This window comes from Prevotellamassilia timonensis, assembly GCF_900106785.1.
Classification (GTDB): Bacteria; Bacteroidota; Bacteroidia; order Bacteroidales; family Bacteroidaceae; genus Alloprevotella; species Alloprevotella timonensis.
The window spans coordinates 274,638-289,612 of record NZ_LT629845.1; the positions used below are offsets into that span (position 1 = coordinate 274,638).

At 46.8% G+C, this 14,975-nt stretch carries 11 protein-coding genes and 1 pseudogene; 6 read left to right on the forward strand and 6 right to left on the reverse strand.

Features of this window, described 5'->3' with window-relative positions; translation table 11 throughout:
• Positions 1 to 86 precede the first annotated feature (86 nt).
• The 4 genes from BQ5453_RS09815 (at position 87) to BQ5453_RS09830 (ending at position 5,895) form a co-directional block, all read left to right on the forward strand.
• Positions 87 to 416, forward strand: coding sequence for a hypothetical protein (locus tag BQ5453_RS09815; protein WP_143033365.1), 330 nt, complete (start codon positions 87 to 89; stop codon positions 414 to 416).
• Positions 417 to 1,110: 694 nt separating this feature from the next.
• Entirely contained in the window at positions 1,111 to 2,409 is a 1,299-nt protein-coding gene (locus tag BQ5453_RS09820) for a leucine-rich repeat domain-containing protein (RefSeq protein ID WP_083361201.1), read from the forward strand.
• A gap of 22 nt (positions 2,410 to 2,431) precedes the next feature.
• Positions 2,432 to 4,045, forward strand: coding sequence for a beta-N-acetylhexosaminidase (locus tag BQ5453_RS09825; RefSeq protein ID WP_071123086.1), 1,614 nt, complete (start codon positions 2,432 to 2,434; stop codon positions 4,043 to 4,045).
• Between the two features lie 41 nt (positions 4,046 to 4,086).
• The gene (locus BQ5453_RS09830; RefSeq protein WP_071123087.1) at positions 4,087 to 5,895 is read left to right on the forward strand and encodes an RICIN domain-containing protein; all 1,809 of its coding nucleotides are present in this window, start codon (positions 4,087 to 4,089) and stop codon (positions 5,893 to 5,895) included.
• Positions 5,896 to 6,021: 126 nt separating this feature from the next.
• On the opposite strand, the gene BQ5453_RS09835 is transcribed toward BQ5453_RS09830, so the two are convergent.
• From BQ5453_RS09835 to BQ5453_RS09855, 5 genes are all read right to left on the reverse strand, one after another.
• A complete protein-coding gene (locus BQ5453_RS09835) occupies positions 6,022 to 6,729 on the reverse strand; it encodes an SAM-dependent methyltransferase (RefSeq protein ID WP_071123088.1) in 708 nt (235 codons plus the stop codon).
• A 63-nt stretch (positions 6,730 to 6,792) separates the two neighbouring features.
• Positions 6,793 to 7,746: a gliding motility protein GldB-related protein gene (locus BQ5453_RS09840; RefSeq protein ID WP_074027664.1), complete on the reverse strand. Its 954-nt coding sequence runs from the start codon at positions 7,744 to 7,746 to the stop codon at positions 6,793 to 6,795.
• A 95-nt stretch (positions 7,747 to 7,841) separates the two neighbouring features.
• Positions 7,842 to 8,876, reverse strand: a complete 1,035-nt coding sequence (locus BQ5453_RS09845) for a glycosyltransferase family 2 protein (protein ID WP_071123612.1) — start codon at positions 8,874 to 8,876, stop codon at positions 7,842 to 7,844.
• On the reverse strand, positions 8,869 to 10,224 hold the full coding sequence (mtaB, locus tag BQ5453_RS09850) for a tRNA (N(6)-L-threonylcarbamoyladenosine(37)-C(2))-methylthiotransferase MtaB (RefSeq protein WP_071123089.1): 1,356 nt from the start codon (positions 10,222 to 10,224) through the stop codon (positions 8,869 to 8,871). Before mtaB ends, BQ5453_RS09845 begins: the two co-directional genes overlap by 8 nt.
• Before the next feature lie 1,307 nt (positions 10,225 to 11,531).
• Positions 11,532 to 12,458 carry a tyrosine-type recombinase/integrase gene (locus BQ5453_RS09855; RefSeq protein WP_071123090.1) on the reverse strand — a complete coding sequence of 309 codons (927 nt, stop codon included), beginning with the start codon at positions 12,456 to 12,458 and terminating at the stop codon, positions 11,532 to 11,534.
• Positions 12,459 to 12,558: 100 nt separating this feature from the next.
• On the opposite strand from BQ5453_RS09855, the pseudogene BQ5453_RS14665 reads away from it, so the two are divergent.
• Together BQ5453_RS14665 and BQ5453_RS14670 are read left to right on the forward strand one after the other, a co-directional pair.
• Positions 12,559 to 13,086 (forward strand): annotated as a pseudogene (locus BQ5453_RS14665) (restriction endonuclease subunit S); the annotation flags it as partial.
• Positions 13,087 to 13,155: 69 nt separating this feature from the next.
• Entirely contained in the window at positions 13,156 to 13,638 is a 483-nt protein-coding gene (locus BQ5453_RS14670) for a restriction endonuclease subunit S (RefSeq protein ID WP_229035474.1), read from the forward strand.
• On the opposite strand, the gene BQ5453_RS09865 is transcribed toward BQ5453_RS14670, so the two are convergent.
• Complete coding sequence (locus tag BQ5453_RS09865) at positions 13,631 to 14,950, reverse strand: restriction endonuclease subunit S (RefSeq protein WP_083361203.1); 1,320 nt, start codon at positions 14,948 to 14,950, stop codon at positions 13,631 to 13,633. The two genes, BQ5453_RS14670 and BQ5453_RS09865, sit on opposite strands and share 8 nt — an antisense overlap.
• Positions 14,951 to 14,975 lie beyond the last annotated feature (25 nt).

Sequence of the window (14,975 nt, forward strand, 5' to 3'; positions counted from 1 at the left end):
TGTACACTTTTTTTGTTGGGTTCAATGCCTTCGTGTTACCTTTGCAGCACTTTACTTTTATATCAAACCAAATTGTAGTAACTACCATGAAACGAATGCTTAACAGAATGCTGCGCTATGCCGACGCCATTGTGAAACGTGGCGTTGACAAACTGATAGACGTTATCGGACATACCCCGGAATCACAAACTAAAAACACAGAAAAGCCCCAGCCGCAAAAAAGCAAGAGCAACGACACTGACGGCGCACCGCAAGCGACTGGCAACACTACAAACTGCGGTCTGACAGAACAAACCATCACCCTAATGGACGAACTGTGCGACATACGCTATAATGTGCTTGACCGCACACCCGAAGTGCAACGGCGTGACAAGACGGACAAAGGAGACGTTCACTGCCGTGGCTCTGGGGCGTGAACTGGTGCAGCAGCAAGTGCCGCGCCGACGCAGCAGCAAGTCTACATAGCACTGCGTGAGGCGCAAATATGACGAGGGGTGCTGAAGAATGTGGCGCTCAATGAGATTTGCCGCTAACGCGGAGAACATAAGGACAAAAGAACATAAGAACAAAAGAGTTTCAAGACATACGGGCATGGACTTGCGTCCATGTGCCCTTAAGAACATAAGGGCTACGCCGTAGCGTTTAATGCTATTGTTTTCTTGTTCCATGACGCTCATGGGCTTAACGGCGTAGCCCTTATGTTCTTGAGGGCACATGGACGTAAGTCCATGCCCGTATGTCTTGAAACTCTTTTGTTCTTATGTTCTTTTGTCCTTATGTTCTCCGCGTTAGCGGCAGATCTCATAAAACACCACAATATCCCGACTTCATCGCTCTTTTGTACCATTGAATGGCGCATGTTGAAAAACGAAGCGTTACGTCATTTGATTGGGTGACGCATTGACGAAGTTAGGAGGGCCTTGGCACACCATTTTTATGCGAGATGTGGCGTTTTGGCCAGTTAAATGCCCTATTTTGCAAGTTAGCCTCGCATTGTTACATAATTTTTATGTACATTTGCTACCGGTAGTTATTCTGAAATGAATAACAGATGGTATATACGACCTATTAATACTTACGAATACAAACTTTTTTACCCATCATCATTCTATGAGAAGAAGTCTACAATTCATGCTCATGTGCTCATTGTTGTGCGGCTCGCCTGCATACGTTTGGGCACAAAATGTGACCACTGGCAACATAACCAGTGTGGCGGCAAAAGATCAGCCTAACCTGGTAAATGTCAAACTCACGGGAACGTTGACCACCACAGGCAACAGCGATTTTCGCCAGCTGCGTGACCTTTGCTATTCAATGGCCACGCTCGATCTGTCGGCGGCCAACTGTCCGAACATTTCTAAAAATGCGCTCCATTCGCGCCATCACTTGCGGAGCCTTGTGTTGCCCAACAACCTTTCAACCATTGGCTCGCAGGCATTCTTCGCTTGCGACTCTTTAGCAGGCACACTGACATTTTCGAGAACAACAACCAGCATCGGTGCCAGCTGTTTTGCAGGCTGCAAGTCGTTACAAGGCATTCAGTTCGCTGGCTCGGGTCAGTTGGTAAACATTGGCTCGTATGCTTTCGAGGGTTGCACAAGCTTGGCGGGCACTGTCAGCATACCTTCAACCCTTGTTGTGTTGCGCGATGGCGTTTTCTCGCGTTGCAGCAGTCTCGAGGGTATCAAGTTGCCTTCTACTTTGCAGTCGATAGGCAACAACACCTTCTTTAATTGCACCAGTCTTTCGGGCGACATCAATCTCGACAAGATGGTAACCCGCATAGGCGCCTCAGCTTTTGCCGAGTGCAAGAGCCTCACACACATCAGCATGCCGAGAGCCCTGCAGCAGTTAGGCGATGCCGCTTTCATGAATTGTAGCGGTTTGCGTGGCGAGGTAAGCATTCCGGGCAGCATCTTGTATTTTGGTAAGGGCGCATTTTCAGGTTGCAGTGGCATAGAAAGCGTCATTCTGCCTGCCGAACTCACCGAACTCAAAGCATGTGCGTTTGCCGGTTGTACCGGACTCAAAACCATAAAGGTTTATGCCGAAACTCCCGCAGCAGTCGATGCCACAGCCTTTGCCGGGGTTGACTGCGCCAATGTAGACTTGCTGGTGCCCGAGGGTAGCGAAGAGGCTTATAAATCGGCCGAGGTGTGGAAAAACTTCAACATCGGTACTGTCACCACAGTCAGCACCCAGCAGGCATTAGCCAAAGTTACTGCCACTGTCGAAGGCAGCAAGGTATGGCTCAAGCATTTGCCTCAGGGCAGCCGTGTGCAGATGTATAATGCACAAGGCCAGCTCTTGCAGTCATTGCAGGGCGAGGGTGAAATTGCTTTGCCCTTACAGGTAAGAGGCGCTTACCTTGTCAAGGTTAACAATCGTACATTCAAAGTAAATTACTAACCCTCAATCAGACACAATATTTATGAAAAAGATATTTCTTTCCATCGCACTGCTTTGTGCAGCAAGTTGGGTGGCCCCAACAGTTGCCACCGCACAAAATTTGGTGCCAATCCCTTTGAAAATGGCCTCAGCACAGGGCCAGCCGCTTGTATGGCAGAATGTTGGACAAATCAACTGCCCCGACGAGTTGGCCAACGAAAAGGCGCACTTGCTGCGCATTCTTGCCGACCGTGCAGGCATAACCACTCTTAACGACAACGGCACAGCACAAATAACGCTCTCTATCGACACCTCGCTCAACGACGATGAGGCTTACACGCTTTCAATCGACGAGAATGGCGTAAACATTGCCGGCAAAACGGCCGCGGGTGTGTTCTATGGCATCATGACCATGGAGCAACTCATGATAGATGACAATGCCTCGGCCCGTTGCATCGAAACCAACCCTATCACCATCGAAGATGCACCGCGCACCCATGTACGCGAGTTGATGGTTGACCCTTGCCGCATATTCGTTCCTTACGAACGTCTGAAGGAGATTGTGCCCGAAATGGCACGTTACAAACTTAACAGTATTCACCTCCACTTGGTCGATGACCAAGCATGGCGCATTGAAATAAAGAAGTATCCGCAACTTATCGAGAAAAGCACCTCGCGTGTGGGCATGGACGACATGCTGATACCCATATCTGGCTACTACACACAAGAGCAGATGAAGGACTTCGTCAAGTACTGTGCACAATATCATGTTATGGTTGTGCCCGAAATCGAAATGCCGGGACACGAAGTGGCTGCCATTCATGCTTTCCCCGAACTTACTTGTGGTGGAAAGCAAGTGCCTATCCGCACCACTTGTGGTGTGTCGAACGAACTGCTCTGCCCGGGCAACGAATTTACTTATGAGTTCCTTGGCAACGTGTTCCGCGAGTTGGCCGATGTGTTCCCATGCAAATATGTTCACCTTGGTGGTGATGAGGCCGGTAATCCCGCCCTCGACTGTTGGACCACTTGCGAGAAGGACAAGAAACTCAAGAAAAAGCTCGGTATCACCACTACCGACCGGTCGGAAAACTGGAAACTGCAAAAGTACATGTTCGACCGTATTATTGACACCTTGCGCACCAAGTACGACAAGGTACCCATGTTCTGGTACGAAACCGACTTTAAGGAGATACAAGAGGGCTGTGTCACATTTGCTTGGCGTAATGGTCTGACAGAACCTGCAGTGCAGGCGGCTATCGACAATAATGCCAAAATCATGATGTGCCCTGGCGACTATTGCTATTTCGACTATCCCATGGCAAGTGGCGATATGCCCGAGGTAAACTGGGGTATGCCCGTGCGCACGTTCGAGACTGTTTACCAGTTCGACCCAGGTTGGGGCAAAGGTGAGGAATTTGAAAAGAACAATCTCTTTGGCGTGGCCGGCACTCTGTGGAGCGAATCTATCAATTCGCCCGAGCGCATATTCTACCAGGCCTACCCACGTTCGCTGATATTGGCCGAGGCAGGTTGGAGCGCACAAAAGAACCGTTCGTGGAAGGGTTTCTTAAAGCGTTCACGCCCCTTGATGCTCGACCTTCAGCATCGCGGCATCACCTTCTCAATGCCTACCGAATACATCGACTTGCAGTAAAAGGGCCGCACATACATTACTAACGATACAACATCAGATTTATGAAAAAGATATTTCTAACGCTCTTCGCATTGTTGGCATTCGCATTTAATGTGCAGGCCGACAACATTGTGAGCGGTCAAAAGTACAAAATAGTAACGCTCGATGGCACAAAAGCATTGAGCTGTGGCGAAGTGGCCAAAAACAATGTCACGCTTACACTCACCAACTTGAGCGACACCGAGGAAGGCCAGGTATGGGTGCTGACCCAAAACGGCAACTATTGGGGCATAACCTCGGCAATGGGGGCATTTAATATAGATAATCCTTCCAAGAACCATTTAGGATTCGGTAACCAGCTTTGTTTATGGCAAACAGAAGGTAGCAACAACCAGAAGTGGACTTTCGAGGCAGCAGACGATGACTCATATTACATGATCCCATTCGAAAATGCCGAGAAATGTTATGCGCTTGATGCCAATGGCAACTTTACATTTCAGGACAAAGGTGCCGACACACGTGTCAAGTTGGTCAAGTATGTTGAACCCGTCATTACCATTGATGGCATAACCAGCGGCAACTACTACCAAATTTGCACATTCGACACTTCGGCAGCATTAAGCAACAATGGTTCAACGGCCAATAACACCATATTGACCATGCAGCCTTTTGATGTAAAGGACGAAGGACAGATATGGCAAATAAACCGTTCGGGAAATTATTGGACCATAAAGAGCTCGGTAGGCAATGTCAACATCGACAACCCATCAGCCTCAAACAATGCAAACTATCACAAGCTCTTGCAGTGGCAAACAAGCGGTGGCGACAACCAAAAGTGGACCTTTGAGAAGGCTGATGACAACTCATATTACATGGTTCCCTTCGAAAACGCTGAGAAGTGCTATGGCTATAATGCAGACGGCACCATGACTTTTCAGGACAAGACCAGCGCGGTACGTGTCAAGTTGGTTGAGGCTAAGCCCGTTTCATTGGCCAATGCCGTTGCCAATGGTTACTATTGCATTCAGGCAGTTAGTGTATTCCCCGACTACAACTACAATAGCGAGGGACGTTTTGTGTCGTTCGATGCCAACGGCAATGCCTCGTTGAGCACAGATTACACCTACCAAGGTTCGCGCTTGCTCATTAGTACAAATGATGAAGGCGTTGCCACCCTCACGCTGCCGCAATCAGGTGCCAATGTAACGGTTGACGGAAATGCTGTTAAGTCTGCCACCACAGCCGAAGCATCAAAGTTTGTCTTGTTCCTCAACGAGGACGAATGGACGCTCGATTCGCACCTGGCCATTCATGCCGGCAGCACCACTGATGCCAAGAGCGGCAGCACGCTTTCGTTTGTTGCACCCAATGCAGCTGGTTCAGCGCTCACCATAGCCAACAAGGTGGCAAAGAACGCCTTCACCTTCCGCTTGGTGCCGCTTCCCGCTTCGGCTGAGACCGATAGATTGCAGCAGGCAGTCAGCAGTGCACAGCAGGTGCTCGCCACTTTGCAGGGTGAAAAGGCTGAGGCTCTCAAGCAAGCCATTGCCTTGGCACAAAGCGAACTCGACTATCCGTACCTTACAGCCAACGATGTGGCTTACGACGTAGAGGTGCTGAATGGCAAGGTAGCCGAACTGACTGGTCAGGGCGACAGCTCTGTCAAGAACTTTGGTGAGGTAACTTCAATTAACAACAACCAAACTTCTGCTGTAAAGGTATATACCAAGTTTGGCGGCATTGTTGTTGAGAATGCCAACCACTACAGCATCTATAATGCAGCTGGCCAACAGGTTAACAACAGCACTGCGCTGCCTCATGGCACCTATGTGGTTGTGGCCGATGGGCAAGTAGTTAAAGTTGTGCTCTAAGCACCTTTAGCATATCGCGTAAATGGCAAGTGTCCGGTAAAATGTGCAACAGCACATTTTACCGGACACTTTCGTATTTATTGTCCAATTTAGCACGCAGGCCTTGCGGCAAACAAAATGCCAGCGTTAACCAGCGTAAATGGCAAAGATGGTAGGAATCTTGTTCAAGTCGGGTGGGGGAGTCTGCTTCCACTCTTTCACCGTTTTCGATTGCAGAAACTCTTGTGTGGTAGTCAGCCCCGAGGCAATGCACAGTCGTGTGCGCGGGTTGCAGGTAGACAAGATGTCGGCAATCATCTTATGGTTGCGATAGGGCGTTTCAATGAATAGCTGTGTCTGGTGTTCAGCAGCAGAGCGGCTTTCGAGTTGTTTCAACCTTTTGGCACGGTCGCCAGGTGCAATGGGCAGATAGCCATGAAAGGCAAAACTCTGTCCGTTAAATCCCGAACCCATCACTGCCAACAGAATGGACGAAGGGCCGACCAATGGCACCACATGCAGTCCCTCACGTTGGGCTATGGCCACCACGTCAGCTCCAGGGTCGGCCACTGCGGGGCAGCCAGCCTCGCTTATAACACCAACCGACTCGCCTTTGCGCAGCGGGTCAAGGTATTTTGAAAATAACGCTGCATCGGCATGCTTGCCCATGGGGTAGAACGTCAAACTGTCAATATCAATGTCGCGGTCAACTTGTTTCAAAAAACGGCGTGCTGTGCGCACCTCCTCCACAATAAAATGCCGCAACCCAAGAATGATGTCCTTGTTATAGGCAGGCAGCACCTGCGACAAGGGCGTATCACCCAAGGTTACGGGTATAAGGTACAATGAAGCCATAGTGTATATTTCAATAATTGAAGTTTCGGATTTAACACGGGCGGGCTAAATCCGAAACTTGAGTCAATAATTACTCTCCTTCTTGATCAAATCATAGTTGTTATAACGGAGCAGTGCGTCAAATGACATTTCAGGGTGATGTTTCATGTAGCCATCTACAATGCGCATACCAATCCACAGTCCCACGCCACGCGAGTGCGGGTCGACAAAATAAGGGTGTGCATCACTTGAATACAAAATGGAGTGCAGCAACAACGAGTCATAGCTGTTCCATATTTTTTCGTTGCGCAGCGTGTTCCACACGCGTCGTTCGTTCAGCTTGTACCATGCCTTGGTGGCCGGTTGGCAGGCTGCTATGTCAATAGCACTCTTATTAGTGAGTTGTGCCACCACCCAGGCAATTTTGCCTTGGTGTATAAGCCACTGTCCCAAAGTGTGGCGTATGCGCAGTCTCGTGGGAGGAAACTGTTGGTTCAGGTAAAAGTATAAGCAGTCCTGCACTATGCGCGAGGGCTCCATTGTGGCGCGCTGATTTTCGTAAAAATACTTTTTGTATGCGGGGTAATCAGCCCCCATGTATTTGTCGAGGCTGATGCCAATAAGGCTGTCGCCCACCACAATGCTTTGGTTAAAGGCCGAGTTTTGAGCGTAAATCTTGGGTGTAACAAAATTCTTGTCTTCGGTTTCAAGGCGCTTGAAGGCACGAGACAAAGCTTTTTCGTAAACCGAAAGGTCCTCAAACTTGCGCGATATGTCCATGCGCAATTGCACCAGAATGGGGTCTTTGTAGTATGCTATCAAGCTGTCGTCAATGTCCTCATTGTCGGCGCGCCCGAGGTGCAGCACGTCCTCAATCAATGCACGGGTCTCGCGTGGAAACTCCGTGTTCATTCGTTGCCACAAAGCCACATTGCCCGTATTGACATAGTCGTCCACCATGCGGTCGTAACGAATGATGCGCAAGTCCTTGCCAGCATTCTCCTTAATAAGGTTACGGTCAAACTGGCATGCTGCCATACAAATTGCAAGCGAGCATACCATGAGAGTGGATAATATGTAGCGTAAGCGTTTCAACTATACTGTTATTTTGTTTGCAAATATATGAAATAATATCAAAAATGCAAAGCGCTGAACCTTTTAATGCCTTTCGCGTAGTACAAAAGCAGCAGGCTTTGGTCAATACGTTCGGGCAGTCCGTGTCCGCCATCGACGGCTAACTGCAGGTTGTGTTGGCGGTCTTTTTCAAAGTCAGGCAGCATACGCCTAAACTCTCTGCGTGCCTTGTATACCGCCTTGAAGTTGGCCACATCGCCTGTAATCAAAAATTTGAAGGCCGCCACCATGTCAAGCCATTTGCGTACACGCATGACAGGCTTTAGCTCGTCGGCCGGCAAATTTTTGTAGAGCATCAGCAGATTGTTGCGGAAGTTGAGAAATGTCTTGCGCGGATTGCCCGCGGCAAGCGATGCCCCTCCCACGTGGTAGGCCACACTCTGCGGCACGCACACAATGCCTCTGCCGCGCGATCGCAGTCGCCAGCACAGGTCAATTTCCTCCATGTGGGCAAAGAAACGGCCGTCAAGTCCGCCGCTCTCCTTCCAATCCTGGCTGCGCACCATCAAGGCCGCGCCAGTGGCCCAAAGCAGGTGTGCTGTGGTGTCGTACTGCCCTTCGTCGCGTTCAACATCGGCAAATATGCGGCCGCGGCAAAATGGATAACCGTAGCGGTCCATAAATCCACCAGCAGCTCCGGCATACTCAAAGTATTGTTTGTCTTTCTGACTCAGCAGTTTGGGCTGGCAGGCAGCCACCTCAGGGTGCTGCTCCATATAGTCGAGCATGGGGCGCAACCAACCATCTGGCACCTCCACATCAGAGTTTAATAACAAGTAGTAGGGAGCTTCCACCAGGTCGAGCGCCTTGTTGTAGCCCTCGGCAAAGCCATAATTTTGCGGCAATGGCAGTAATTCAATTTCGGGAAATTCCTCCTTCAGCATATCGAGCGAGCCATCGGTCGAACCATTGTCGGCCACAATCACGCACCCCTCGTCTTTGGAGTGTTTTACAACCGAGGGTAAAAATTGGCGCATCATGTCGCGACCGTTCCAGTTAAGTATGACGATGGCTATTTTGTCAGTCTTAATCATGAGCAGATGTAGTTTGGTCCAACACTTCATTCAAGCATTCGCCGTCGGCTGTAAAATCACCCAGTTCGGCCAAAGTCACATGGTTGTCTTTGGCATGGTCGCCGGTAGCTTGCTTCACGCGTATGTAGTTGTCGGTAAAGCCCTGCATGGGTTCATTGTCGCGTGCGTGCTCCCACAGCACAGGACGTGTGGTGCCAATAAATTGGGCATAATGCGCACGTCGTTTCTCCTCCGACAGCGCAAGCAGGCGCTGGCTGCGTTCGTGTTTCGTCTGTGCCGGCACAACGTAGGGTATTTCCAGTGCTTTGGTGCCTGGGCGCTCGCTGTAGCTGAACACGTGCAGTTGCGAGATGTTGAGCGACTTGATAAAGTTGTACGACTCTTCAAAACACTCGTCCGTCTCGCCGCGCATACCAACAATAACGTCCACCCCTATGAAAGCGTCGGGCATGATGTGCTTGATGCGTGCTATTTTTTGTGCAAACAGGGCCGTGTCGTAGTGGCGGTGCATCAGTTTCAGCACTGTGTCAGAGCCGCATTGTAGCGGTATGTGAAAGTGAGGCATGAAGGCGCGCGACTGTGCGCAGAACTCAATAATCTCGTCGGTGAGCAAGTTTGGCTCTATGCTCGATATACGGTAGCGCTCAATGCCCACCACCTGGTCGAGAGCTTTGATAAGTTGCAGGAAAGTTTCGCCTGTCGAGCGGCCAAAGTCGCCCGTGTTGACACCCGTCAGCACTATTTCCTTGCCTCCTTCGGCGGCCACCTGCTCGGCCTGTTTAACGAGCGATGCAATGCTGCCGTTGCGTGAGCGGCCGCGTGCAATGGGAATGGTGCAGTAGGTGCAGTAATAGTTGCAGCCGTCTTGCACTTTCAGAAAATAGCGTGTGCGGTCACCGCGCGAGCATGATGGCACAAAGGTGCGAATGTCCTTGGTAGGCACACTGATAGCCTCGTGGCAGGCGTCGCCGCCATTCAGGGCCTCCTTCTGTGCCATACGTTCCTCAATGTAACGCAGCACATCGCCTTTTTGTTCCATGCCAAGCACAAGGTCCACCCCGTCAAAGGTGGCGATTTCGTCGGCCTTGAGTTGGGCGTAGCAACCCATCACCACCACAAAGGCACCCGGGTGTTCGCGTGTAAAGCGGTGTATGGCCTGTCGGCATTTGTGATCGGCCACATCGGTTACGGAGCAAGTGTTTACAATACAGATGTCTGCATGTTCGCCCTTTTGTATGGTTTGCACCCCTTCGCGTTCCAGTTGGTCGCGAAGTGACGATGTTTCGGCAAAATTGAGTTTGCAGCCAAGTGTGTGGTAAGCTGCTTTCTTATTGTGTAGTGATGACATGCTATTTCAATACCTTATATGTATAGTGTGTCTGTTGGTACGAAATCGAACGTGCATTCAGGTTAGTTCACGTCAACAAATTCCGCCAACACATAATCCGTGCAAAGTTACGAAATATCGGAGAAGAAATGCCTACAAGGCTAAAACATATTAACGCACTGGTCCGAAACAATAATAGATTATACGCCAAGCCAAGTACTTGACAAGAAACTCCCCCCCGAATAGTAGTGCCTTAAAGCATAAATCAAAATAAATATAACAGAATAAACAAAAAAGCATGGAAGCGACAGATTCGAACTGCTGCTCTCAGTCTAACGACTGGCCAACTTCCTATATACTGGCTCTACTTCCATGCTATGCTGCGAAGGTAGCAAATAAAACATTACTAAGCAAAATAAAAATGGAAACTGTGTCAGAAGGGTATGCACTCTTTAGAATATACAACAAGGTAACCCCCAATATACGTATTCCCGCTGAATACTTATTGCTGAGTTCGTGCTATACAGAGGAAAAAAGCAATTTTGTCTACACTCTGCACTATTGTTTGTAATGTGTTGAAAATTAAATAATTAGGCGTGTAGACACCGTCTGCACTTGTCTACACTTCTGTCTGCACTTGTCTGCACTGTCTGCACTTTGATGCGAGCCTTTATGCAGGCGTGGTGAAATGGGTGTAGAATAGCCGCAAGCATTGTTATGGGAGGGCGAAAATACAGTTGCGGGAGTTAGAAAGGACTCTTGCTCCGTATGAAAAATCTCTCCCCCTATGCCGATTCGTGTCTCTGTTCGTGAACGAATGAAGGGAGGTGCAAGCAGTGTGTTTGAATGTAGATGGTGGCATAGGAACAAGGCGCGTGCAGATGCCAGTGCAGACGGAGTGTAGATGTGTATACACTGCTTAAGTGCTTGATTATCAATAAAGAATATGTAAAAAGTGCAGAGTGCAGACACTTTTTACATAATTAAAAATATGGCGTGCATAGAACGTGTGCAGACAAGTGCACATGCTCGTTTGCACTTGGTGCAGATGGGGTGTGACGCCCTAATACCTAATTCCTTTACAGATTGTTGGCGAGATTATTCAGCTTGTTTGTGTTTAGGGCTTGTTTGATGTCAAGGAATGAAGGCGTGTGGTTGTCAAATGGTTGGGTAAAGACTTGGTTTTGGATATTCTTGCCGAGTTTCCTTTATACAGTCATTTTGCTTGTCTGTTTTGTCGCATTATATATCAACAAATAGGCGGAGGATGGGGTGATTTGAAGTCACCACATCCTTTTACCGTTTATAGCCTATGTCTTTTGTGTTCCCTATTTTCCAAGAGACTTGATCATCTTGGTGATGCACTTTTTCTTCTGCTCCATGTTCGGGTGAACATAGAGATTAAGGGTTGTTGTAATGTTGGCATGACCGAGCAATACACTTACTGTCTTGTAGTCGCAGTTGCTTTCAATGCAGCGTGTTGCAAAGCTATGGCGCAGCCCGTGATACTTTAGTCGAGGCATGTCAAGATGCGCCATCAACCGATGATAATAGTTGCGGTAGGTACGTGGCTCTGTCGGTTTCTTCTCATTGGTCAGTACATAGAAGTCTGTGTTTACCACCTTTTTCAGTGGCTTCACCATCGCCAGCAGTTCCTTGTTCATCGGTATCTCACGGCATGAGTTCTTTGTCTTGGGTGTGTTGATGACCAACTCCGTGTGCTTGCGTTCGCCCTCCACAATGTAGATGCGCTCAATGGTGCGACTCACGGTGATAGTGCCATTATCGGTATTGATGTCCGACCATTTCAAACCGCAAATTTCTCCAATACGCAAGCCAGTGGTCAGACTGATGTAGATACCGAGGTTACGGAATGTGAAGTTCTGTTTGATGAAATCGAGGATCTTCTTATGGTGTGCCACCGTCAGCACCTCAATTTCCTTGTTGGGCTCTGTCGTAGGGTATTTGATGTCCCACTCGCAATAGTTCAACCATTCGTTCTTTACTCCGAACTTCATAACCATTTTCAAGACAATAAGGATGTCCTTCACCGTCTTAATGCTTAGACCGCCATTCAGTTTCTGTAAAACGAACTCCTGCACAAGTTTCTCACTCAGAGCATCGCAATCACCAAATGATGGCAGAATGTGGTTCTCCAGAATTAGCACATAAGCAGCGTATGTGGACTGCTTTACGTAGCGTTGCTTGTCACTTTTCCAAGCCAACGCAATTTCTCTAATTGTTTTTATTGTCATTGTAATCCTTAATTTTGAAGATGTACATAATAATTAGAGAAAATAGACCTCTGATGTCCCAAATCTCAGATTCCCAGAGTTTCAGGGGGAGTGGGAGAAGTGCACATTTGATGAAATAGCACAATACAAAAAAGGTCCTTTTGGTAGTGCATTGAAGAAAGATATTTTCGTTCCGCAAAGCAAGACTGCAATAAAAGTTTACGAACAACAAAATGCCATAAAAAAAGACTGGACCTTGAGCAGATATTATATTACGAAAGATTACTTCGATTCACACATGAAACAATTTGTTACAAAAGCTGGTGATTTGATTGTCTCATGTGCAGGAACTATTGGAGAAATCTATGAATTACCACAAGAAGCAGAGGATGGCGTATTTAATCAAGCTTTGATGAGAGTACGAGTAAACGACGAATTTGTAAATAAGAAAATTTTTATAACAGTATTCTCTTCGATGATTGATAAATTTTCCAAAATTTACAGTAATGGTTCTGCCATTAAAAACATACCTCCATTTGCAGACCTAAAAAGGACGCATGTATATTTACCTTGTAAAGAAGAACAAAACGCAATAACCAAACTATTGCGCTCACTTGACGAGCGCATTGCTACTCAAAACAAAATCATTGACAAGTTGCAGTCCTTAATCAAGGGAATTGCACAGAAGATAGTTCACAGCAACAAGACTAATGTTCGTTTGTCAGAGTGCGTAGAATGCAGTTCTTCCACCTTACAAGAAAGTGATGTTTGTGAACATGGTGCATATCCAGTTTATGGAGCAAATGGCATCGTTGGCTACCTCGATAATTATAATACAGAGGGTGAAGCCGTTTATATTATCAAAGATGGTTCTGGTGTAGGAACCGTTTCCTACGTTACAGGCAAATGTTCTGCAACAGGAACTTTGAATACATTACAAGCAAAAGAAGGCTATTCACTCCAATACCTTTACTATCTGCTGAAAGTATTCAACTTTGAACCCTATAAGACAGGTATGGCTATACCTCACATATATTTCAAGGATTATGGCAAAGCCAAGTTTTTTTGCCCATCATATACAGAACAACTCCAATATGCTCAGTCGTTATCTGCAATAGATAGCAAATTATTGGTGGAAAAGAACATTCTAACAAGCCTAAGTATGCAGAAGAAATATTTGCTCCGCCAGATGTTTATATGAACATTTGGCGAAGCAGATACTGCTTTTGAGATTTATAAAGGTTAAGCATTTGTCTTTCTGTTTCTATTTTACAGTCTATATGCCCCAACACAGAGTATATTCGTTTTTGATCTGCTAAGGTTGGTAGTTTAATACTTGCCTTCTCGAAATCAGCCTTACACAGGTTGAACCTCGTACTTCCTTGTGCATAAGGATAAATAAATTTGCGGAATGCTGTTAAAGAAACGTAGTAAGACAGATACGGAGGAAAAGCAACTTCCGTATTTGTGATGTGAATTCCAAAACAAAAACTATTGAGATACACTTTCTCTTTACCAAGATACACAGACCCTACACCAACTTCTTCTGGAGTTTCCGAGGATAATGTGAATAACACATCGCCATATTTTACAACATTCTGTTTCTCATCATCTTTGATTGCCACATATTGGAAATCATTTTCTTTGATGACATTGTTTGAATACACATTCAAATAAGTTATGAAAGGCTTACCCGAACCGAAATCTTGTGCAGACTTCCCAGATAGTCCAGAATATGAAGTGCCAAGTTCTGCAAAAGAGGTCAATACTTCACCACCATATTGAGTATACAAGAAGTCATTTAGTCCCTTGATTAAGGACTGCAACTTGTCAATGATTTTGTTTTGGGTCGCTATGCGCTCGTCAAGCAAAGAGAACATTTTTCCAATTTTCTTTTGCTCTTTTATATTTGCAAAGTGCAGTTTTACTTTGCTCAATACTTCTTGCCCAATATTAAAATGTTGCGCACCTGCACCCATTGGAACTATTTTTTTGCGAGCAAACGGACTGCGTAACAAATAATTGAAGTATTGTGGGTCATATTCTCCTTTTTTCTTTCCACGAATAACAAAACCTCCAAATACAGCAGTTTTATCATCCATATAAACATTCGCTCTACCAACATCCTCCAAAGTTTCTGAACTGCGTTGGAATAATATATCTCCTTTTTCAACAGAAAAGTCAGATAATTCTTTCTCCGTTACATCAACAGAAGCCTTAATGCAATCATATGAAATGACTGCATTATTAAGAATGTCCATAACAGAAATGAACTTTATACCTTTGCCGAATTTGTCTGGTTTGGGGTTTAATCCATTCTTGAAATCAAGAAGTTCTGAAAGCCCAAGTTCTTCCCACTCCCCCTGAAACTCTGGGAGTCTGAGATTTGGGACATTAAGGACTTTTCGTCCTTGATTTTTCTCATGCTCGGCAGAGTTCAAGCAAGCTTGACTCTGCTCTCGCTCACTCGAAAAATAGAGTTTCTTATGTTCGTTATTTTTTGTCGTTGTCATTTTTAATCCTTAATTTGATTGTTCT